This is a genomic window from Rhizobium sp. CIAT894, from assembly GCF_000172795.2.
Classification (GTDB): Bacteria; Pseudomonadota; Alphaproteobacteria; order Rhizobiales; family Rhizobiaceae; genus Rhizobium.
In genome coordinates, this window is the sequence record NZ_CP020951.1 from 336,922 (window position 1) to 358,382 (window position 21,461).

Genomic DNA, 21,461 nt, shown 5'->3' on the forward strand with positions numbered 1-21,461 from the left:
CCTATTTTCCGTCAAGCCACTCCTGCAGCTCCGCCTCGGCTCGCTCCAGAGCGCTGTAATTGAGGAGCTTGCGCAGGAAGGCGACGGTGACGGCGCGAGCGCGGAGATTGAAGCGGCCATCCTCGTGGTCGTCGCCGGCGCTCTGGTAGACATCGAGCTTGTCGTAGAGTTGCTGCAGGCGGTTCTGTACGCTGCGTAGCGACAGGCCCCGGCGTTTGGCGATGGCCCGGTCGGTGAGGCCGAGCGCGATATCGACGAGGATTTCGTATTCGGAATCGGTAAAGCCGTTCGTCTGGCCGAGGCTCTTCTGCTGCAGGCCGCGCACCTCGCGGTCGATGACGCATTGGCTCTCGATGAAGATCGAGCGCAGCGCCAGCTTCAGCCGCTCGTCCGAGGCGGATTTCAGCACATAGCCGTAGGCGGCGCCATCCGGCACGATGCGCGAGACGCCGCGTACATAAGCCTCATCAGAATAGTTCGACCAGAACAGGATGCGGGTCTCCGGCCGCTCCTTCCAGATGGTGCGCGCCGCCTCGATGCCGTTGCGGTTCGCCATCTGCAGGTCCATGACGATATGCGCCGACTTGTGGTCGCGGGCGAGCTTCTCGCCGGCCGTGCCGTTCTCGGCCTCGATCACCGTATCGCATTCCGGCAGAGCGGCGTTGACCGCCTCGTGCAGATAGGAGCGGTGCAGCGGGTCGTCCTCGACAATCAGAACCTTCATCGTGTCTCTCCTCGGTCCGGCCCGCTCGCCGGGTCGTGCGGGGTTAGCGGCAGGACGACGCGCACCACGGTGCCGCGATTGTTATGGCCGGGCCCGGTGGTGAAGCGCGCCGAAATCAGCCGCGCACGGGTCTTCATATTATCGATGCCGCCGCCGATCCGGCCGCGTGCCTTGGCGAGCCCGCTCCCGTCGTCGGAAATTTCGATCGACAGCCGCTCCTCATCGGCCTCCAGCCGCACCGTCACAGTGAGCGGTGCGGCATGGCGCACCGCATTGTTGATCGCCTCTTGGGCGATGCGGAACAGCGCGACGCTGACGGTCGGCTCCAGCCGCTCCAATGCGCCATGCGTCTCGTCGACCAGACCCCATTCGATCGCCGATCCGGTGTCGCGGGTCGAGCGGTCGAGATGATGCTCGATCGCCTGCGCGAGACCGAAGAGCTGGAGCACCGAGGGTTTGGCCTGTTCGATGATCTGCCGCAGATCCTGCATGCAATGCTGCAGCGAGCGGGACACCGGCTCCAGCGCCTCGGGCGTCACCTCGCCGTTGCGCGACAGGCGATCGATCCGGCGGGCGAGCCGCGTCAGGTCGGCGAGCGTCTGGTCGTGCAGGTCCATGCCGATCCGCTGGCGCTCCTGCTCCAGTGCCTCGGTCAGCTTCAGCGCGCCCTGCCGCAGCCCCTCCTCGCGGGCCCGGGCCTCCGCCTCGACGATGGCCGAGCGCTGCGCCTGCTCGGCAGCCTGCAGCGCGAAGAAATAGGGCGTCAGCAGGTCGGCGATGATGCGGGCGCGTTCGATATCCTCCATCGTGTAGACGCCTGCCGTTCGCGACGAGCAGGAGAGTGCGGCGATAATCGTGCCCTGCACCTTCATCGGCACGTGAAGGCGGCTCCGCAGCGACTCCTCGACGATCGGCCGCTTGAAGGCGCCCTCGAAGTGGAAACGTTGGTCCGTCATGGCGTCGTCGGCCAGCAGAAAATCCACCTCGCCCCAGAGCAGCGAGCGGATCGGGCTGTTGACCACCGGCGCCCCGGCAAGGTCGCCCCAGGCGGTCTCGATGCCCGTCTCATAGGCCGTGTGGTAGTTGCCGCCCTCGAGCAGCACGCAGACATCTAGATGGTCGTGCGGGATGATATGGGCGACCTCGGCGGCAACGGAACGGATGGCCGAGCGGAAATCGAGCTGGCCCGCGAGCAGCCGGGAAATGCCGAGATAGTGGTCGAACATGGCTGCGGGTGCGAGATGCAGCATGGTGGTTCCTCCCCGAGACGGCAGCAGGCTCCTCAACCCGCAGCGCGCCCTTCGCAGTAAGCGCCCGCGGAAGCGCCGCCGTCTTGCGTAAACCCGCAGCTAATTGCGCAAAACCCGCAAACGACTTGCTGCCTTGCCCCTGTACAGGCCGGTCGATCTCCCGCATCCTGCCCTTACTGAGAGGAGGAAGCTCAGTGCAAGAACAATTTTCACTCGTGCCCATTTTGGGCACACAGGAGTGAACGATCCGCCGACCGGCGCGATCAAAGGGAGAGAGACATGACAATTCGTAAGATGCTTCTGGCATCGGCCGCTATTGCTTGCGCCGCGATGCCCGTTTCCGCCTTTGCCGACACGTCGGCCAAGAAAATCGCCCTTTCCAACAATTATGCCGGCAACTCCTGGCGCCAGGCCATGCTGACGAGCTGGGGCAAAGTCACCGGCGAGGCCGTCAAGGCCGGCGTCGTTGCCGCAGCCGATCCTTTTACCACCGCCGAGAACCAGGCGACGGAACAGGCGGCGCAGATCCAGAACATGATCCTGCAGGGCTATGATGCAATCGTGCTGAACGCCGCCTCGCCGACGGCGCTGAACGGCGCGGTCAAGGAAGCCTGCGACGCCGGCATCACCGTCGTTTCCTTCGACGGTATCGTGACCGAACCCTGCGCCTGGCGCATCGCCGTCAACTTCAAGGAAATGGGCCGCAGCGAGGTCGAGTACCTGTCGAAGAAACTGCCGGCCGGCGGCAATCTGCTCGAGATCCGCGGCCTGGCCGGCGTCTTCGTCGACGACGAGATCTCGGCCGGCATCCATGACGGCGTCAAGCAGTTCCCGCAGTTCAAGGTCGTCGGCTCCGTTCACGGCGACTGGGCGCAGGACGTGGCGCAGAAGGCGGTTGCCGGCATCCTGCCGAGCCTGCCCGATATCGTCGGCGTGGTGACGCAGGGCGGCGACGGTTATGGCGCCGCGCAGGCGATCGCCGCGACCGACCGGAAGATGCCGACCATCATCATGGGCAACCGCGAAGACGAGCTGAAATGGTGGAAGGAACAGAAGGACGCCAAGGGCTACGAGACGATGTCGGTGTCGATCGCGCCCGGCGTCTCCACGCTGGCCTTCTGGGTCGCCCAGCAGATTCTCGACGGCAAGCAGGTCAAGAAAGATCTCGTCGTGCCCTTCCTGCGCATCGACCAGGACAATCTCGAAACCAACCTCGCCAATACCCAGGCTGGCGGCGTCGCCAACGTGGAATACACCCAGGCTGATGCAATCAAGGTCATCGAGCAGGCAAAGTAATCTCCCGGCGGCTGCCGCGCGGCCGCAAATGGCCGCGCGGCATTCTTTGCGAGCAGGCATGGCGGGGCAGCATGGATGAGGTTTTAAAGGCGGTGATTGCCGTCGATAGTGCCAAGGTGAGCTTCGGCGCGGTCAGGGCGCTCGACGGTGTCACGCTCCGCGTCATGCCGGGCGAATGCGTCGGCCTCGTCGGGCACAACGGCGCCGGCAAATCGACGATCGTCAGCGTCATCAATGGCGGCCTGACGCCGCATGAAGGGAGTGTGGCGAGCGACGGCGAGCGGCTGGAGCGCTACGGCATCAATGCGGCGCGCGCCCGCGGCGTGCGCTGCGTCTTTCAGGAGCTTTCGCTCTGCCCCAATCTCTCGATCGTCGAGAACGCCCGCATCATGCATCGCCATCTCGGCGGTTTCGGCTGGCGCAGGCGCGCCGCCGATATCATCGAGAAGAGCCTCGACACCGTCTTTCCCGGCCATGGCATCGACAGCGGCCGGGCCGTCGGCGATCTTTCGATCGCCGAGCGGCAGATGGTCGAGATTTCAATGGCCTTTTCCGACGCCGGCACCCCGCCGCGGCTGGTCATCCTCGACGAACCCACCTCGTCGCTCGATGCAAGCCTTGCCCGCCAGATGCTCGATCATGTCCGCCGTTTCACCGCCGCCGGCGGGGCCGTCATCTTCATCTCGCATATCCTGCACGAAATCCTCGAAACCTCCGACCGCATTATCGTCATGAAGGACGGCCGCGTCGTCGCCGAACGGCCGGCTGATGGATTCGACCATCACGGTCTCGTCGAAGCGATGGGCACTGTTGCGAAAGAGGAGAGCGGGCAGCACGCGGCGCGCGAGCAATCCACCGCGCCCGTCATTCTGTCGCACCCGGCAAGAGGCCTGCCCTTCACGGCGCGCAAGGGCGAGATCGTCGGACTGGCGGGGCTGGCCGGCCACGGCCAGACCGAGCTGCTGCTTGCCCTGCATGCCGCCCAGTCCGGCAACTGGCTGCCCGAGCGCGATCCGCTCGTCACCTTCGTCGCCGGCGACCGCCGCCTCAACGGCGTCTTCGAACTGTGGAGCATCCTGCGCAACTTCTCCATCGCCTCGCTCGGCGATCTGTCCCGCCGCGGCCTCATCCGTGCCAGCGAAGAAGAGACGAAAGGCGCCGACTGGAAGCGGCGGATCGAGATCCGCACGCCCGATATGGAAAATCGTATCCTGTCGCTTTCCGGCGGCAACCAGCAGAAGGTGCTGTTCGCCCGCGCCCTTGCGACGCGCGCGCCTGTCGTGCTGATGGACGATCCGATGCGCGGCGTCGATGTCGGCACCAAGCAGGAGGTCTACGCGATCATCCGCGAGGAGGCAGCGCACGGCCGCACCTTCATCTGGTATTCGACCGAAATGGACGAGGTGCGGCTCTGCGATCGCGTCTACGTCTTCCGCGAAGGCCGCATCACCGCCGAGCTCGCCGGCGACGCCGTCAACGAGACGAATATCATCGCCGCCTCCTTCGAAGGGGTCGCCGCATGACGTTCCGGCTTTCGTCCGACGCCTTGCGTCTTGCCATTCCCGCTCTGTCGCTGACGCTGCTGCTTGCCGCCGTCTTCTGGCTGCAGCCGCGCGCCATGAGCTATGTCGGGCTCAACCTGCTGTTCAACCTGGCGGTGCCGATCGCACTTGCGACGATCGCCCAGATGCTGGTCATGGCGGTCAACGATCTCGATCTGTCGATGGGCACCTTCGTCAGCTTCGTCGCCTGCGTCACCGCGACCTTTCTGCGGGATGCCCCCATGACCGGCATGCTGATCCTTTCCGGCGCGATCGCCACCTATGCCGTACTCGGCGTCGTCATCCATCTGCGCAACCTGCCGTCCATCGTCGTCACCCTCGGCATGAGCTTCGTCTGGGGCGGCCTTGCCGTATTGCTGCTGCCCGCACCCGGCGGCCAGGCGCCGGACTGGGTGCGCTTTCTGATGACCGTCAAGCCGCCGCTGGCGCCGATGGCGATCGTAGCCAGCATCGTCATTGCCGTGGTCGCCCATCTCCTCGTCATGCGCTCCTCGCTCGGCGTGCTGATCCGCGGCATCGGCGGCAACCAGCGCTCGGTCGAGCGCGCCGGCTGGTCGATTGTCGGGGCGCGGGCCACCGCCTACGGACTTGCCGGCTTCTTCGCGGTGCTCGCCGGCATTGCCCTCGTCGGCCTGACTACCTCGGCCGACGCCAATATCGCGCTGCGCTACACGCTGCTGTCGATCGCGGGCGTGATCCTCGGCGGCGGCGAGTTCATCGGCGGCCGCGTCTCCCCTGTCGGCGCCGTCATCGGCGCGCTGACCCTGACGCTTGCGGGCTCGTTCCTGTCTTTCCTGCGCATTTCGCCGGACTGGCAGATCGGGGCTCAGGGGGCGATCCTGATCGTCGTTCTCGCGCTCCGCCTGATGCTGAACCGCCTGGAAAAGCGGGAGAAACGCGGATGACCCCGCTGCTCCGCCTTTTCGGCAGACCCTGGATATGGTCGTGGCTTGCCGCTTTCGTCGTCTGGTTCCTGACGATCATGGTGACGCTCGGCGCCAGCACGCTCGGCCTGTCGCAGGCAGCCCTCACCTTCGCCGCCTTCTCGGTCATCGTCGGCATCGGCCAGATGTTCGTCATCACGCTCGGTCCCGGCAACATCGACCTCTCGGTTCCCGCCACCATGACGCTGGCCGGCACGGTGGCGCTGAAGCTGATGAATGTCGAAAACGGCATGATCCTGCCCGGCCTTCTCGTCGCCATCGTCCTGGGCCTTGTCGTCGGCCTCGGCAACTATGCGCTGATCAAGGCGCTGCGCATCCCGCCGATCATCGCGACGCTGTCCATGAGCTTCATCGTGCAGTCCGCCGCGATCTGGACGAACCGCGGCCTGCGCATCAAGCCCCCGAGCATGCTGGCGGAATTCACCACGTCGAACACGCTCGGCATGCCGAATGTGGCGATCGTCGCGCTGCTCATCTCGCTTCTCGCCTGGTTTCTGCTCGAGAAGACGATCTACGGGCGCTGGATCTCGGCGATCGGCCAGAGCATGCCGGCCGCGCGGATGGCCGGCATCCCGGTCGACGGAACACGTTTCGTCACCTATCTGTTCTGCGCCGTGCTCGCCTCGGTCGCGGGTTATCTGCTCGCCTGCTTTTCCGGCGGCGCAGCACTCAACATGGGCTCGGAATATCTCTTGATGTCGATTGCCGTCGTCGTGATCGGCGGCACCGCGGTCGCCGGCGGTGATTCCAATGTGCCGGGCATCTGGGGCGCATCGCTCTTCATGTTCCTGGTCGTCTCCATGCTCAACACTTACGGGGTCGGCGCCGGCATTCGCCTCATCATGACCGGCCTCATTATCATCAGCGTCATCATGCTCGCCGGCGGCCGCCGGGCCGGCATGCGATAAACGGGAAGACCGCCATGGCCGAGGCCAGTATCTATGAAATCCACGACCCGCGCTTCCGGCAGATGATCGTCACGAGCGCCGGCCTCGATGAACTCTATTCCGGCTGCCGCTGGGCGGAAGGTCCCGTCTGGTTCGCCGATGCCAACCAGCTGCTGTGGAGCGATATTCCCAATCAGCGCATGCTGCGATGGACGCCGGAGAGCGGCGTCTCCGTCTACCGGCAACCCTCCAATTTCGCCAACGGCCACACGCGCGACCGGCAGGGCCGGCTGATCTCCTGCGAACATGGTGGGCGCCGCGTCACCCGCACCGAGGTCGATGGTTCGATCACTGTGCTCGCCGACCGTTTCGAGGGCGCCAGGTTGAATTCGCCGAACGACGTGGTGGTGAAATCGGACGGCACGATCTGGTTCACAGATCCCACCTACGGCATCATGTCGGACTATGAAGGCTATCGCGCCGTGCCGGAGCAGCCGGCCCGCAACGTCTACCGGCTCGACCCGGCGACCGGCGCGCTTGCGGCCGTCGTCAAGGATTTCATCCAGCCGAACGGCCTCGCCTTCTCGCCCGACGAGACCATCCTCTACGTGGCGGACTCGGCAGCAAGCCACGACGAAAGCCTGCCGCGTCACATCCGCGCTTTCGACGTGATCGATGGTAGCAGCCTCACAAACGGCCGCGTCTTCTGCCTGATCGACAACGGCATTCCGGACGGGATCCGCACCGACGTGAACGGAAACCTCTGGTCGAGTGCGGCCGATGGCGTGCATTGCTTCGACCCGACAGGCAAACTGATCGGCAAGATCCGCGTACCGCAAACCGTTGCCAACCTCACCTTCGGCGGGCCTCAACGCAACCGGCTGTTCATCGCGGCGACGCGGTCGGTTTATGCGGTCTACGTTGCGGTGAGTGGGGCTCAGGTGCCGTGAGAGCGTGAATCCTCAGTGCTTGATATTCCGATCGCCGCGATCGCCCTCCCCCGGCTTGGCTTTGGCCTTCGCCGTTTGGCGGCGGTCGGCTGACAGCGAGCGACCGACGCCGTCGCTTTCCTTGAATTGGCCCTTTTCATCGCGGCGGACGTAGCGTTTGTCGGTGCTGGTATCGAGGAGTTCGCGTTTGGTCATGGTGATCATGCCTGTGGTTGCACTCTCATTAGAACGTATGGCGCGGCAAAAAGATGCATGGAATCAAGAGCATCTTGCGGCTCGTAATAGGGACTGGCGCATGTGCCGCAAGCCATTGAATTTGATTCGTTTCGGCACGGAACAATCCGCTCCCCGATCGGGTTGACTCGCACTGCTTGCGTCCGGAGTATGACGACATGGCTTCCCCGCGAGCGGGAAAGGCGACATGATGTTTGGAGAAGGGCCTGAAAACCGGTCCGAGAAGGACAGACAACGATCATGACGCGCTCGCGCCGCCCCTCATTGCCATTCCTCAACGAGTCCAGTGCGACGCTGCAGTCTCGTCCGATCCGCAAGCGCGATCCTGACCAGCCGAGCCTGCCGTTCGATCCGATGCCGTCGAGGATCGAGCCATGCCTGGCGCTGCTGAAGCCTGTCGTGCCGCTGGGATCGGATTGGCTCTACGAGGTGAAATGGGATGGCTACCGGCTGGCGATCCACATCGAGCCGAAGGGCGTTCGTGTCATCACCCGCGGCGGCCATGACTGGACCCACCGCTTTCCCACCATCGCCGCGGCGGCAAAAGAACTTGGCGTGACCACCGCCATACTGGATGGAGAAGCGGTGGTTATCGACGAGCACGGCCGATCGGATTTCGGCGCGCTGCAACGTTCGCTCGGAGGCCGAGGCGGCAAGCGGGCTTCGACCGAGTCCATATTCTACGTCTTCGACCTATTGTATCTCGACGGGCATGACCTCACAGGCACCGAGCTCGCCGTGCGCCGGCATCTTCTTGAAGACCTGATACCGGGCGGCGATGGGACGATCCGCTTTTCCGAAGAGCTGGAACTGCCGGCCGAAGACCTGCTTGAGCATGCCTGCCATCATCGGCTGGAAGGCATTATCGCCAAGCATCGCGACCGGCCCTACAGCAGTGGCCGCACCGGCGACTGGCTGAAGATCAAGTGCGTCGAGAGCCAGAGCTTCATGATCGTCGGCTACGAACAATCGGCATCCGCCCGCAGCGGCATCGGCAGTCTGCTGCTTGCCGGCAAAAAGGGCTTCGACTGGATTTACGTCGGATCCGTTGGAACCGGCTTCAGCGCCAGGGATGCCGAGCAGCTGAAAAAGACGCTAGACCGGTTGAAAACGAACCGGCCGGCCGTTCCCCTGAAGGGCAAACGCTACGTCTTCGTGCAGCCGACCCTCATCGCCGAGATCGAGTTTCGCGGCTGGACCGATGACGGCAGCCTTCGTCACGCCTCCTACAAGGGGCTGCGCGACGTTCAGGACAACGCGGCCGTGTTCGATATGACAGGGTTCGGCGATTGAGGATCACGATTGCCGGTGGAAGATGCGAAACCGCGATGGTCGCGTCTGGAACGCGCTCCACTCGTCGGGTTCTCCAATCACCAATACTGTCGTCAAATTTTGCGGATGCTTGGCAAGGGAAATACTGGCCGAAACAAATAGGCCGAAACGACATAATTTAGTAGAATTGAATGCTCGAAATATTGAAATCGTTGGAAGTACTTGCTCGATTTCTGCATCCAGCATCTTTAAACCTGTAGGCGCAATCCTTACGTCCTCCATCGTCATGTCTATCAAGGCGACACCAATGTGAGAGCATTCACGACCACGCCGCCCCTCATCGGGGACTCGGGACGCGCGGTCATTTTTTCCGGACAATGAGCAGCCCAAGCGTTCGACACACTCTGAGTGCGTCGAGCCAATAGGCGCGTTCTCCCCGTTTTAATCAACCAATACCAACCGGGCGGCCATCGGGTGGATGAACCCGTGCGCCCATACGAGAGAAAAGATGGAAAACCTGCAATATCTTGGTCCGATGGGATGGAGGGCGATCGTCATTGCCTTTCCGTTCATCGTGGTGGTCATGCTGTTCCGGTGGAGCGGCGTGATCCGCTATATCCCCAACGACAGGCTCGGCATTCTCGAGAAGCTATGGAGCTTTCGCGGCTCCGTCGACAATGGCTTCATTGCGCTCTACGGCGAGGCCGGCTTCCAGCCGGACGTCGTGCGCGGCGGCCTGCATTTCTTCATGCCGTTCCAGTATTCGATGCACCGCGCCAATCTCGTGACCATTCCGCAGGGCCAGATCGGCTATGTCTTCGCCCGCGATGGCGAGCCGCTGCCGCCGACCCAGACGCTTGCCTCGAATGTCGACGCCGATGATTTTCAAGACGTGCGCGGCTTTCTGACCAAGGGCGGCCAGAAGGGGCCGCAGCGCAAGATCCTGCGCGAAGGCACCTATGCCATCAACCTCGCGCAGTTCATCGTGCTGACCGCGCAATCGACCTATGCCGTCAACCTGAACGCGTCGGAACAAAAACTCTTTGCCGACATGTCTACTTTGATCAGCGAGCGCAATGGCTTCGAGCCCGTCGTCATCCATGACGCCGAGGACCTGATCGGCATCGTCACCATTCATGACGGTCCGGCGCTGCCCGATGGCGAGATCATCGCCCCGACCGTTGCCAATAATCCGAAGGATGCAAACTTCCACAATAATTTCCAGGATCCGGAGAAGTTTCTCAATGCCGGCGGTTATCGCGGCCGGCAATTGCAGGTGCTTGCCGACGGCAGTTATTTCCTCAACCGCATCTTTGCGACCGTCGAACTTGTGGAGAAGACGATCATCGACGTCGGCACGGTGGGTGTCGTCGTTTCCTATACGGGCCGGCGAAGCGCGGATATTTCAGGCCAGTCCTATCGCCATGGCGAGCTGGTCGAGACGGGGGCACGCGGTGTCTGGTCGACGCCGCTTCTGCCGGGCAAATATGCTTTCAACACCTATGCCGGCAATATCATCATCGTGCCGACCACCAACTTCGTGCTCAAATGGACGAAGGAACAGTTCGGCGAGCACAGACTGGACGAAAATCTTTCCGAAGTGTCGCTGATCACCAAGGATGCATTCGAACCGGTCCTGCCGCTCTCGGTCGTCGTGCATATCGACTATATGAAGGCGCCGCTGGTGGTGCAGCGCTTCGGCGATATCAAACGGCTGGTCGAACAGACGCTCGACCCGATGGTCTCGGCCTATTTCAAGAACATCGCTCAGACCAAGACGCTGATCCAACTGCTACAGGAACGCAGCGAAATCCAGCGCAAATCCGGCGACGAAATGCGCGAGAAATTCGGCTCCTACAGCCTCGAGTTGCAGGAGGTGCTGATCGGTACGCCCCGCGCTAACAATGGCCAGAACAGCATAGAGCAGATCCTGATCCAACTGCGCGAGCGTCAGATCGCCGTCGAAAAAGTCGAGACCTATAAATTGCAGGAGGCGGCGGCGATCCAAGAGCGCACATTGCGCGAGAAGGAAGCGCTCGCCGAACAGCAGGCGAAGATCACGGCATCGGCGCTCACCATCGAGATCAGCGAGAACGAAGGCAAGGCGCAACTCGCCCGCACCCGCCAGCAGGCGGAGACCATTCAGGTCACCGCTAAGGCCGAAGCGGAAAAGGTCCGGCTTGCCGGCCTTGGCGAGGCCGACAGGATCAAGGCGATCGCCCTTGCCGATGCGGAGCGTATCAAGGCGACCGGCCTTGCCGATGCCCAGAAGGTGCGCGCCGTCGGTCTGGCGGAAGCGGAAGCCACCGAGAAGAAGGTCGCGGCCTTCGGTGGTCCGGACTACCAGCTGCATTCGCAGGTGCTGATGCGGTTTGCCGAAGCGATCGAGAACGGCAGGCTGCCGCTCGTGCCGCAGATCCAGCTCGGCGGTGCCGGCGGCGAGAAGGGCGGTGCGAACGGACTGGTGGAAATGATGTTGTCGATGCTGGTCGCCGACCGGCTTGGACGACAGGATTCCCCTGATGTGGTGCCGGCGCCGGCCGAACAGCATTGATTGCGGATGGGCCGGTCATGCCGGCCCATCCTTTAATGAACCATTCCGCGTGGTTTCGCCCGGTTGGCGAACTGGTGGACGAGCATGATGCCCTGCTCGAGCAGCAACTCGGCGGCCCGCAGATCGTGTGGGCCAAGCTCCCCGGCCAGTCCGCGGATGGTATTGGCGATGCAGACGGAGTTGGCGACGAAGCGGGCGTCGCCCTCCTCTTCGGCCTCTTCGGCAGTGGCCTCCAGAGCATCGGCGACGGTGTCGAGCAGGCTCGACCGTTCAACAAGCGTCATGTCGTTCAGGGTTTTCGAAATGCCGTTCATGATTGTCTCCTCGCGCGCGCCCAAGGCGGGCCGCAGCGCCGATTTCTCGATTTGAGAGAGGTGGCTGTGACTGTCAGATGGAGATGGATGGCCGCAGAAGCAAAGCATGGCTGCCGCGCGCTTGACGCATGCGTGCAGCAAGGGGCGGCTCAATCACCATTTCGCGTCGATCCTTGCTGATATCTCAGGAGGTCGGCAAGCATTGGCCGCTGGCCTTTCAAGAGCTTTGTTGCTGCCTCGGTCGGGGAAAACCAGCCGGCGCGATCAACCTCCGGAAAGCTCCTGATCCGGCCCGATTTCGGCGGCCATTCCATTTGAAATTCCGAACTCCGTATCGCGTTCAGGTCCAGCACAGGATCGGCTTCGATCGACCAGGCGACGACGATCTTGCCGCCGGGCTGCCGGTATTCGCCCAGCCGTGTGCATATGCCGTCGACCGCGACACCCAGCTCTTCGGCCGTCTCCCTCAGCGCCGCCGTGAGCTCATCCTCTTCCGGCCCGATCAATCCCTTCGGGATCGACCAGGCAGCCTCGTCTTTCCCAGCCCAGAAGGGACCACCCGGATGGACGAGAAGGACTTCGACGTCCGTGGACAGGCGCCGATAGATCAGAAGTCCGGCGCTACGGATTGCCATTGCCTCGTGCCCTTGTCGCGTTCACGAGGCCAGGCATTCCTCGCAGATGCCGCAGCCGTCGTCATCCATCCATCGGCATCGGCGCTGACAGCAAAGGCAGACACGGCCATCTGGCTCATCTCTCGTGTCTTCCGGAGGAATGATCTCGATCGTGGTATCGAATAGAGTGTCGGCCACAAGCTCCGCCATCTCGTCGCTCCATCAGTCTCTTGGATATGAGATAGGAGCGGCTGCCGATGTCGGCAAGTTCTCGACAACGGCAGCGGCAGGGCGTTTTCCGTGCAACCGGGGTTTGGCGATGTCAGTGACTGGCCGGAATGCGGGCGATGACCTTGATTTCGAAGTCGAAGCCGGCGAGCCAGTTGACGCCGAGCGCAGTCCAGTTCGGATAGGGCGGCTTGCTGAAAATCTCCTGCTTGACCGCCAGGATGGTTCCGAACTGGTTTTCAGGATCAGTGTGGAAGCTGGTGACATCGACGATATCGTCGAACGTGCAGCCGGCGGCGCTGAGCGTCGCCTTCAGGTTTTCAAAGGCCAGCCGGACCTGGCGTTCGAAATCCGGTTCGGGCGTTCCATCGGAACGGCTGCCGACCTGTCCGGAGACAAACAGCAGGTCACCGGAGCGGATCGCGGCGGAATAGCCGTGCTTTTCGTAAAGATCGTGCCTGCCGGCAGGAAAGATTGCTTCGCGTTGGGTCATTCTGATCTCTCTTGATTGTTGGGAACCACCGATGAGGGCCGGGTGAGACTTCACAAGTCAGCCCTCCATTTGATATACGGTGCGTATGTGAGGTAGCGGCATACGCTTCGTATGTCAAGTTCATATACGCTTCGTATGTGAATGAGGGATCGAATGGCAAAGACACGCAGCGAAACGATGCAGGAAAACCGCGCCAAGCTGATCGCGGCTGCGCGCAAGGCTTTTGCCGAAAAAGGGTACGCGGCAGCGTCCATGGACGAGCTGACGGCTGACGCCGGGCTGACGCGCGGCGCGCTCTACCACAATTTCGGAGACAAGCGCGGGCTGCTGGCGGCGGTCGTCGATCAGATCGATACCGAAATGGCGGCACGTGCCAAAGAAATCGGGGCGCGCGCTGATAGTGATTGGCAGGGACTGCTTGCCGAGGGGGCGGCCTATATCGAGATGGCGCTCAATCCGGAGGTTCAGCGCATCGTCCTGCTCGACGGGCCTGCTGTGCTGGGGGATCCCTCGCAGTGGCCGAGCCAGAACAGCTGTCTGCAGGTGACCAAGAGCACCGTGGAGCGCCTGACCGCACAAGGCATCCTCAAGCCCCTCGACGCTGAAGCAGCGGCCCGATTGCTGAGCGGCGCGGCTCTCAATGCGGCTCTCTGGATTGCGGCGAGCGACAACCCGCAGGGCGTGCTGCCGAAGGCGGTCGAAGCTTTTCATGCTTTGGCGGCAGGTCTGCTTTTGCAGCGTTTGTGATCGGCTGACGGAGCGTTTGCTGCAGGTCAGTGCCCCAGGTTGCCGGCGGCGGCGATGATCTCGGCCGTCGTGGGGAAGACGGAGAGGTTGTTCGGCTCGTCGAGTGCCTCGATTCGCGCCCAGCCGATGGTGCCGTCCGCATCGACCAGGAAGTGCCCGACGAGCTGGGTCGCGTGGTTCGCGAAGATCGTATGATCGGCTTCGGTAAGCTCGAAGCCGTCCTTGGCGTTGAGTATCGTGTTGGCTTCCATCGGGTGCAGCGGTTCCGGCAGTTCGCCGGTGGGGTTGATCCGCACCGCCTGGAATTGCGCCATCGTTGCGCTATAGGGCCATTCGGGCTGCTCGCGGCTCCCGTCGCGCAGAAACTCGGCATGCGGCACACCGTAGGCCCGGTGCGTGCGGCAGTCCGGGTCGCAGAGAAGCATTATCGGCGTCGGCCGGTGGCGGAAATACAGACGAGCCCGTTCCGCCGGGGTGTTGATAACGGCGACGGTCTCCACCCCGGCGGCGCGCAGGGTCGGTTGTACCGCGGCAAGCTGTTCCAGCTGGCGTCGGCAGAACGGGCAGTGCAGCCCGCGAAAGAAGCCGATCAGGAACGGGCGGCCGCGCAAGTCGGCAAAAGAGACCGTGCCGTCGAAGTTGGCCGAGGCCAGGGCGAATCCGGGCGCGGCTTCTCCAGGCTGCAGCGGGCGTTTCTGGTCCCCCATGGAACAATTCCCTTGTCGTATCGTCCAGGAGGACGACCGGAATTCAACTATACCACGTGTCGCAAGAAGGCCCAGTGCTCAGCGTCTGTCACTCCTTCACCGCCCCGGTCATCGACGAAACGTAGTAGTCCACGAAGAACGAGTAGAGGATGACCACCGGCAGCGAGCCGAACAAGGCTCCCGCCATCAGCGCCCCCCATTCGAAGACATCGCCGCGCACCAGCTCGGTCAGTACCCCGACCGGGATGGTTTTGTTTTCCGAAGATTGAATGAAAGTAAGGGCATAGATGAATTCGTTCCAGGACAGCGTGAAGGCGAAGATGCCGGCCGAGATCAGCCCCGGCACGGCGAGCGGCAGGATGATCTTGACGAGGATCTGCCACCGGTTGGCGCCGTCCACCAGCGCGCTTTCCTCCAGTTCGAAGGGGATCGAGCGGAAATAACCCATCAGCAGCCAGGTGCAGAAGGGAATGAGGAAGGTCGGATAGGTGAAGATCAGCGCCAGCCGCGAGTCGTAGATCCCGAGCTTGAAGACGATGAAGGCAAGCGGGATGAACAGGATCGACGGCGGCACGAGATAGGCGAGGAAGATCACCAGACCGACAGAACGCGAGCCGGTGAAGCGCACGCGCTCGATGGCATAGGCGCCCAAGACTGACGCCACCAGCGAGAGAAAGGTGGAGCAGACCGCCACCAGCATCGTGTTCCACAGCCAGCCGGGATAGGAGGTTTCGAGGAACAGGTATTTGATGTGGGCGATCGTCGGTCCCACCACCCAGAAGGGGCTGTAATTGCTATAGTCGGTCAGCTGTTCATTGGGTTTTACCGCGGTGATCGCCATCCAGTAGAACGGGAAGAGCAGCACGAAGACGAAGACAGCCATCGGCAAATAGAGCATCACGATCCGCCGCGGCAGGCGGTTCAGATAGCTCATGCCTTCGGCATTGTCGGTCAGGGCCTGATCGGCGGTGTTAGAATGTGTCGACATCGTCATTCTCCTAATCCTGGCCGCCCTGCTGCCATTTGCGCCGCTGCAGGCCGAAGAAGCTGAACATGATCGCGCCGAGCAGGAAGGGCACCATGGCGACGGCGATCGCCGCACCCTCGCCCAGCTGGCCGCCGGGAATGCCGCGCTGGAACGAGAGCGTCGCCATCAGATGCGTCGCGTTGACGGGGCCGCCCTTGGTCAGCACGTAGATCAGCTGGAAATCGGTAAAGGTGAAAAGCACCGAGAAGGTCATCACCACGGCGATAATCGGTGTCAGCATCGGCAGCGTCACATAGCGGAAGCGCTGCCAGCTCGTGGCGCCGTCGAGCGAGGCGGCCTCCTGCAGCGAGGCCGGGATGGTCTGCAGGCCGGCGAGCAGCGAGATCGCCACGAAGGGAATGCCGCGCCAGACATTGGCGACGATGACGGATATGCGCGCATTGATCGGATCGCCGAGGAAGTTGATCGGCCCGCTGATCAGGCCCAGCTTCATCAGCGACCAGGAGATGATCGAAAACTGGGAATCGTAGATCCACCAGAAGGCCAGCGCCGAAAGCACCGTCGGCACCACCCAGGGCAGCAGGACGATTGCCCGGAAGAAGGATTTGTAGGGCAGGTGCTGGTTCAGCAGCATCGCCAGCCAGAGCCCGAGCGCGAACTTCAGCACAGAGGCGACGAAGGTATAGAGGATGGTGTTGAAGACCGACAGCCAGAAGACCGAGTCCTCCATCAGGAACTGGTAGTTCTCCAGCCCGATGAAGATGCCGTCGCGGCCGATCCGGGTATCGGTGAAGCCGAGCCAGACGCCGAGCCCCAGCGGATAGGTGAGAAAGCAGACGAGAAACACCGCCGCCGGCAGCATGAACAGGAAGCCGAGCACATTGTTGTTCTGCAGGAGCGAAGAGACCGGCCCGCGCTCACCTTCCGAATTCGCCATTGACATTGCTGATCTCCAGATCGCCGTTTGAACTGCAGTTATCGCGGCATGCCGAAGGCCGGCATGCCGCATGGTTTGTCTGTTGTTTTCATGCATATCGTTATCCGGAACCGCTACACACTTCCGGGCGACATGCATTAAGCGCGGCTCAGACGCGGTAGTAGCGGTTCGCCCGGCGTTCGGCTTCCTTCATCGCATCCTCCGGCGACATCTGGCCGGTGACGGCGGCGGCATACATGTCGACCAGCACATAGTCGGCCATGGTCGCCGCCGAGGCATAACCGAGCGGGCCGGCATAGCCGTTCGGGCGCAGCTTTTCCGAGGCGCGGGCATAGGGCGCGTGGACCGGATCGGCGGTCCAGATCGGGTTCTTGGCGAAGGCCTTGAGCGGTTGGCAGCAATAGGCGCTGGAGCCCTGAATCCAGGCGTTCATCTGGTCGGCTTCCATCATGAACTTGATGTAGGCCTTTGCCGCTTCCGGATATTTGCTGTGCTTGAACAGAAGCAGCGAGCTCGTCTGGCAAAGTTCCACGCTCTTGCCGACCGGCCCGATCGGGAAGTTCGTCGTGCGGATATCCCTAGCGATCTCGGCGAGCTTCGGGTCGTTCTTGGCGGTGTAATAGACCGAGACGCCGTTGGCGATCAGCGAGACCTGGCCGGCAAGGAAGGCGCGGTTGTTGTTGACGTCCTGCCAGCTTTCCGTGCCCGGAATGAAGGTCGCATAGAGCTCCTTGGCATAGTTGATCGACGCCAGCGTCTCCGGGCTGTTGATCGTGACCTTGCCGCTCTCGTCGACCATCATGCCGTTATGGCTCCAGAGCAGCCAATGGGCGTAGTTGTTGCCGTCGCCAACCGCCTTGCCATGCGGGAAGCCGGCCGGCGTGCCCTTTGCCTTCATCGCCTTGCACAGCTCGAGGAAGCCTGCGGTATCGTTCGGGAATTCGTTGAAGCCGGCGGCCTTCACATGGCTGTCGCGATAGACGACGGCATTGCCGATCGCCGTCAGCGGCATGGCGATGAAGGTGTCGCCGCGCGTGGCATATCCCTTCACGCCGTCGTACCAGCCCTCATACTTGTTGCCGAGATAGTTGCCGAGTTCGGTGAGATCGACCAGCTTGTCGGGATATTGATGCGCGTCGTCGAACCAGCACATGATGAGATCGGGACCGGAGCCGACATTGGCGGCAACGGCTGCCTTCGGGCGGATGTCCTCCCAGCTTTCCTTGTCGATGCGGACTTCCACACCCGTGGCTTCCGTGAATTTCTTGGTGTTGGCAAGCCAGGCCTCTTCATCGCCCTTGACGAAGGGCGTCCAGCGCAGCAGGCGAAGGCTGGCGCCGCTTTCCGGCGTGTAGGTCGGTTCGGCCTGCGCCAGCGATGGCTTGATGCCGAAGCCGGCGGCGCCGGCGACGGCAGCCGTTGCAGCAAGAAATTCACGTCTCTTGATCGTCATGAGATTCCTCCTCATTGAAACAGCGGGAGCAATTCTCCGGCGTCCGCCTCCCGCTTGGCGAACGTCGGTCTGGCATCCCCGGAGTGGAAGCTCCCACGGAATGCGTGCGCTCCGGCGGCTGGGAAGACTCCTCCCCTCCCGTGCCGTCGGATGGCGTCAGTCGGTCAACCTCTGCCCGCCTTCGGCATCGAAGAGATGGACGTGCGAAGCGTCGATCGCCACGCGGATCGCTTCGCCCGGGCGCGCATTGACACGCTCCCGGAACACGCAGCTGACCTCGCTGCCGCCGAGGCGAACGGTCAGATGGGTCTCATAGCCGGTCGGCTCGATCACCACGATTTCGGCCGGCACCCCATTGGCATCGAGCGAGATGTATTCGGGGCGCAGCCCGTAGACGAGATCGCGGCCGATCGCGCTCGCCGGCGGGTTGGCGACGGGCAGCCGGGTGCCGTTGGCGGCGACGAACTGGCGGGCGTCTTCCGGGTCGAGCCTGCCCTTGATCATGTTCATCGCCGGCGAGCCGATGAAGCCGCCGACGAAGAGATTGGCCGGCTTGTCATAAAGCTCGAGCGGCGATCCGATCTGCTCGACGATGCCGTCATGCATGACGACGATCTTGTCGGCCATGGTCATCGCCTCGATCTGGTCGTGGGTGACGTAGACAGTGGTTGTTTTCAGCCGCTGGTGCAGTTCCTTGATCTCGGCGCGCATGGCGACGCGCAGCTTGGCATCGAGGTTGGAGAGCGGTTCGTCGAACAGGAAAACTTCAGGATCGCGCACGATGGCGCGGCCCATGGCGACGCGCTGGCGCTGGCCGCCGGAAAGCTGGCGCGGATAGCGGTCGAGCAGCTTGTCGAGGCCGAGGATGCCGGCGGCATATTTCACCCGCTTTTCCGCTTCCGCCTTCGGCGCCTTGTTCAGCATGAGCGAAAAGCCCATGTTCTGCTCCACCGTCATATGCGGATAGAGTGCATAGTTCTGAAACACCATGGCGATGTCGCGGTCCTTCGGCGGCAGCGTGTTGACCACGCGCCCGCCGATCTTGATCTCGCCGCCGGAAATGTTCTCGAGCCCGGCCAGCATCCGCAGCAGTGTGGATTTGCCGCAGCCCGACGGGCCGACGAGGATGACGAATTCCCCATCGGCAATGTCGATGTCCACCCCCTTGATGACAGGATGCACACCGAAGGACTTCCGCACATCTGCGAATTGAACGCCTGCCATACTCACTCCTCCCAGAAATCGAGCGTTACATGCTTTAAGTATTCGTATTTCACTATGTCTTGCCGGCGGCTGTCATCTCTCCCAAGTCCTTCAGCCACCGCAATCCCGCATCTGTGGGGAGGGGCCTCCTCCGCCCTCGCCTTAATCTCCGCGGGACGCACCCGGAGCGTCTTCCGCGAGATAGACCTCGATGAGCTCGTCGACGCTTGTTTCGGCAGTAAAACCCAGCTCTGTCGCACGGTCCGGCGCAAAGGATTTCGGCCATCCGGCGACGATCCCTTCGATGACTTCGTCGCGGCGGCGGTCAATCAGCTCGACCGCCTCGGGGCCGGCAGCCCGGCGCAACGCGGCGATCTGGTCGGCAACGGTGGCGGCAACGCCGGGCATGGTGAGCGTGCGCCGCGCGCCCAGCGACGATGTCTCGAGCGTTGCGGCGTGGATCAGAAATTTGACGGCGGAACGCGGGCTTGCCAGCCAGTGTTTGACCGTTTCCTCAACGGGAAGAACAGCCCGTTGGCCGGCCAGCGGCTCCCGCAGGATTCCGGAAAAGAAGCCGGACGCGGCAGCATTCGGCGCACCCGGCCGGATGACGATGGTCGGCAATCGAATTCCCACGCCGTCGACGAAGCCGCGGCGCGAATAATCGGCCAGCAGAAGCTCGGATATCGCCTTCTGCACGCCGTAGCTGGTGAGCGGCGCCTGGACATAGTCGTCGGGGATCGGATCGGGAAACGGCGCGCCGTAGACCGCGATCGACGAGGAGAAGACGAGCCGGGGAACATAGGCTTGCCGGCTTCCCTCATGACGGATCGCTTCCAGCAGCAATCGCGTGCCATCGAGATTGACCCGGTAGCCGAGTTCGAAATTGCGCTCGGCCTCGCCGGAAACGATCGCGGCAAGATGGAAGATCACGTCGGCCCGGCGAGCCGCCAGGGCCTGCGCGGCATCGCCTTCGGAAATATCGGCCGCCAGCGCTTCGACCGAGGCAACGGCGCCTGATGGCACCGGTGGCGGCGCGATATCGACAAGCGTCATGCGGGTGATCGTTCGAGCGCCGAGGGAACCGCTGCGCGCCAAGCTGGCGGCGAGCTTCCGGCCGATCATTCCGCCCGCCCCAATAATGAGAATATGCATCCTCTTCCCCCTGTCTTCGATGTCGTGTCTCACCCGTTCTTCGCCTGCGAACTAGGCGAGGAGCAGTTTGGTTGTCGTGTAAATGCGGGTTTCATGGATCGCGAAGGCCGCGCATGCGGCGTCCGGATCCCGCGTCTCCAGGCCGGCAAGGATCAGCCGGTGATCGGCGATGCTCGTGGCGATCGTGCCGGGCTGCGATACGACGCGCCGGCGATGGCTCAGAAGATAGGAATAAAGATCGGCGGCCATATCGGCGAGCACCGCATTGCCGCTGGACCGGTAGATGGCGGTGTGAAATTCCCGGTCGCAGATCAAGAAACGGACGGGATCGTCACAGGCGGCTTCCTGAGCCGCAATCGACTTGCGGAGATAATCAAGCGTCGACGCGTCCATCTTGACCGCGGCGGCCCTGACGACCTGCGCTTCGATCAAAAGCCGCGCCTCGTGAACATTGTCGAGGCTGTAGGCCGCAATGTCGCGATAGCGCGCCGCCTGAACAGCCAATTCGCCGACATCTTCAGATGCCACAACCGTGCGCGTTCCCTGGGCAACCGAGAGAATTCCATGGGTGGACAGGATGAGGATCGCGCCCCGGACGGTCTCGCGGCTGACCGAGAGCGCGGCAGCCAGCTCACGTTCGCTGGGCAGCGGATCGCCCGTCTTGAGGATGCCGGTGGCGATGAAGGTCGCAATCTTCTGGACGACGAAGTCCTTCATCGACTTCTTCGGCGCTCCCCCAAGCGTCGCAACCTCTTCGAGCATGGCCCGCACATCCATCGCCATGCCCTCCCCCTGAGGTCTACTGGTCCGGTAAGTGGGCCAGTAGACCTCAGGGGAAGAGGATTGTCAAACGCTTGATGTCGGCAATCCACTCCGCCGGAATTGGGAGTGGTTTTGGGAAGGGCAAGACGGCACGCGGAGAAAGTTCATCCCGCCCAAACCAGCCGGC

Annotated in this window: 21 protein-coding genes; 8 read left to right on the forward strand and 13 right to left on the reverse strand. The window is 62.8% G+C overall.

Going from position 1 to position 21,461, the window contains the following annotated elements; all coding sequences use genetic code 11:
- Position 1: 1 nt before the first annotated feature.
- Both RHEC894_RS27970 and RHEC894_RS27975 read right to left on the reverse strand, forming a co-directional pair.
- Entirely contained in the window at positions 2–724 is a 723-nt protein-coding gene (locus tag RHEC894_RS27970) for a response regulator transcription factor (protein ID WP_049735793.1), read from the reverse strand.
- A complete protein-coding gene (locus RHEC894_RS27975; protein WP_085739964.1) occupies positions 721–1,974 on the reverse strand; it encodes a sensor histidine kinase in 1,254 nt (417 codons plus the stop codon). Before RHEC894_RS27975 ends, RHEC894_RS27970 begins: the two co-directional genes overlap by 4 nt.
- Before the next feature lie 279 nt (positions 1,975–2,253).
- On the opposite strand from RHEC894_RS27975, the gene RHEC894_RS27980 reads away from it, so the two are divergent.
- The 5 genes from RHEC894_RS27980 (at position 2,254) to RHEC894_RS28000 (ending at position 7,613) form a co-directional block, all read left to right on the forward strand.
- Positions 2,254–3,270: an ABC transporter substrate-binding protein gene (locus RHEC894_RS27980; RefSeq protein ID WP_085739965.1), complete on the forward strand. Its 1,017-nt coding sequence runs from the start codon at positions 2,254–2,256 to the stop codon at positions 3,268–3,270.
- 71 nt (positions 3,271–3,341) lie between these two features.
- Positions 3,342–4,793 carry a sugar ABC transporter ATP-binding protein gene (locus RHEC894_RS27985; RefSeq protein WP_085739966.1) on the forward strand — a complete coding sequence of 484 codons (1,452 nt, stop codon included), beginning with the start codon at positions 3,342–3,344 and terminating at the stop codon, positions 4,791–4,793.
- A complete protein-coding gene (locus RHEC894_RS27990) occupies positions 4,790–5,737 on the forward strand; it encodes an ABC transporter permease (protein WP_085739967.1) in 948 nt (315 codons plus the stop codon). The genes RHEC894_RS27985 and RHEC894_RS27990 overlap by 4 nt, the downstream gene beginning before the upstream one ends.
- Positions 5,734–6,684, forward strand: a complete 951-nt coding sequence (locus RHEC894_RS27995; protein WP_085739968.1) for an ABC transporter permease — start codon at positions 5,734–5,736, stop codon at positions 6,682–6,684. The genes RHEC894_RS27990 and RHEC894_RS27995 overlap by 4 nt, the downstream gene beginning before the upstream one ends.
- A 14-nt stretch (positions 6,685–6,698) precedes the next feature.
- Positions 6,699–7,613, forward strand: coding sequence for an SMP-30/gluconolactonase/LRE family protein (locus tag RHEC894_RS28000; RefSeq protein WP_085739969.1), 915 nt, complete (start codon positions 6,699–6,701; stop codon positions 7,611–7,613).
- Between the two features lie 12 nt (positions 7,614–7,625).
- Here RHEC894_RS28000 and RHEC894_RS28005 read toward each other — a convergent pair whose 3' ends face one another.
- Positions 7,626–7,808, reverse strand: coding sequence for a hypothetical protein (locus RHEC894_RS28005; protein WP_085740145.1), 183 nt, complete (start codon positions 7,806–7,808; stop codon positions 7,626–7,628).
- Between the two features lie 279 nt (positions 7,809–8,087).
- Here RHEC894_RS28005 and ligD point away from each other — a divergent pair, with 279 nt between their 5' ends.
- Together ligD and RHEC894_RS28015 are read left to right on the forward strand one after the other, a co-directional pair.
- Entirely contained in the window at positions 8,088–9,140 is a 1,053-nt protein-coding gene (gene ligD / locus RHEC894_RS28010) for a non-homologous end-joining DNA ligase (RefSeq protein ID WP_085739970.1), read from the forward strand.
- 487 nt (positions 9,141–9,627) lie between these two features.
- Positions 9,628–11,673 carry a flotillin family protein gene (locus tag RHEC894_RS28015; RefSeq protein ID WP_085739971.1) on the forward strand — a complete coding sequence of 682 codons (2,046 nt, stop codon included), beginning with the start codon at positions 9,628–9,630 and terminating at the stop codon, positions 11,671–11,673.
- 32 nt (positions 11,674–11,705) lie between these two features.
- Here RHEC894_RS28015 and RHEC894_RS28020 read toward each other — a convergent pair whose 3' ends face one another.
- The 3 genes from RHEC894_RS28020 to RHEC894_RS28030 form a co-directional block, all read right to left on the reverse strand.
- Positions 11,706–11,987: a hypothetical protein gene (locus tag RHEC894_RS28020; protein ID WP_085739972.1), complete on the reverse strand. Its 282-nt coding sequence runs from the start codon at positions 11,985–11,987 to the stop codon at positions 11,706–11,708.
- Between the two features lie 149 nt (positions 11,988–12,136).
- Positions 12,137–12,622, reverse strand: a complete 486-nt coding sequence (locus RHEC894_RS28025; RefSeq protein WP_085739973.1) for an NUDIX domain-containing protein — start codon at positions 12,620–12,622, stop codon at positions 12,137–12,139.
- Between the two features lie 301 nt (positions 12,623–12,923).
- Positions 12,924–13,322 (reverse strand): RidA family protein, encoded by a 399-nt coding sequence (locus RHEC894_RS28030; protein WP_085739974.1) that lies wholly within the window; start codon positions 13,320–13,322, stop codon positions 12,924–12,926.
- Between the two features lie 153 nt (positions 13,323–13,475).
- Between RHEC894_RS28030 and RHEC894_RS28035 the strand changes: the two genes are divergently transcribed.
- Positions 13,476–14,069, forward strand: coding sequence for a TetR/AcrR family transcriptional regulator (locus tag RHEC894_RS28035; protein ID WP_085739975.1), 594 nt, complete (start codon positions 13,476–13,478; stop codon positions 14,067–14,069).
- Between the two features lie 26 nt (positions 14,070–14,095).
- Here the strand turns inward: RHEC894_RS28035 and RHEC894_RS28040 are convergent, their stop codons facing one another.
- From RHEC894_RS28040 to RHEC894_RS28070, 7 genes are all read right to left on the reverse strand, one after another.
- Positions 14,096–14,776 carry a redoxin domain-containing protein gene (locus RHEC894_RS28040; RefSeq protein WP_085739976.1) on the reverse strand — a complete coding sequence of 227 codons (681 nt, stop codon included), beginning with the start codon at positions 14,774–14,776 and terminating at the stop codon, positions 14,096–14,098.
- 88 nt (positions 14,777–14,864) lie between these two features.
- Complete coding sequence (locus tag RHEC894_RS28045) at positions 14,865–15,764, reverse strand: carbohydrate ABC transporter permease (RefSeq protein ID WP_085739977.1); 900 nt, start codon at positions 15,762–15,764, stop codon at positions 14,865–14,867.
- Positions 15,765–15,774: 10 nt separating this feature from the next.
- A complete protein-coding gene (locus RHEC894_RS28050; protein WP_085739978.1) occupies positions 15,775–16,707 on the reverse strand; it encodes a sugar ABC transporter permease in 933 nt (310 codons plus the stop codon).
- Between the two features lie 142 nt (positions 16,708–16,849).
- Positions 16,850–18,154: an ABC transporter substrate-binding protein gene (locus RHEC894_RS28055; protein WP_085739979.1), complete on the reverse strand. Its 1,305-nt coding sequence runs from the start codon at positions 18,152–18,154 to the stop codon at positions 16,850–16,852.
- Positions 18,155–18,310: 156 nt separating this feature from the next.
- The gene (gene ugpC / locus RHEC894_RS28060) at positions 18,311–19,378 is read right to left on the reverse strand and encodes a sn-glycerol-3-phosphate ABC transporter ATP-binding protein UgpC (protein WP_085739980.1); all 1,068 of its coding nucleotides are present in this window, start codon (positions 19,376–19,378) and stop codon (positions 18,311–18,313) included.
- 141 nt (positions 19,379–19,519) lie between these two features.
- The gene (gene denD, locus RHEC894_RS28065) at positions 19,520–20,512 is read right to left on the reverse strand and encodes a D-erythronate dehydrogenase (protein WP_085739981.1); all 993 of its coding nucleotides are present in this window, start codon (positions 20,510–20,512) and stop codon (positions 19,520–19,522) included.
- Positions 20,513–20,563: 51 nt separating this feature from the next.
- The gene (locus tag RHEC894_RS28070; protein ID WP_085739982.1) at positions 20,564–21,289 is read right to left on the reverse strand and encodes an FCD domain-containing protein; all 726 of its coding nucleotides are present in this window, start codon (positions 21,287–21,289) and stop codon (positions 20,564–20,566) included.
- Between the last annotated feature and the right edge of the window lie 172 nt (positions 21,290–21,461).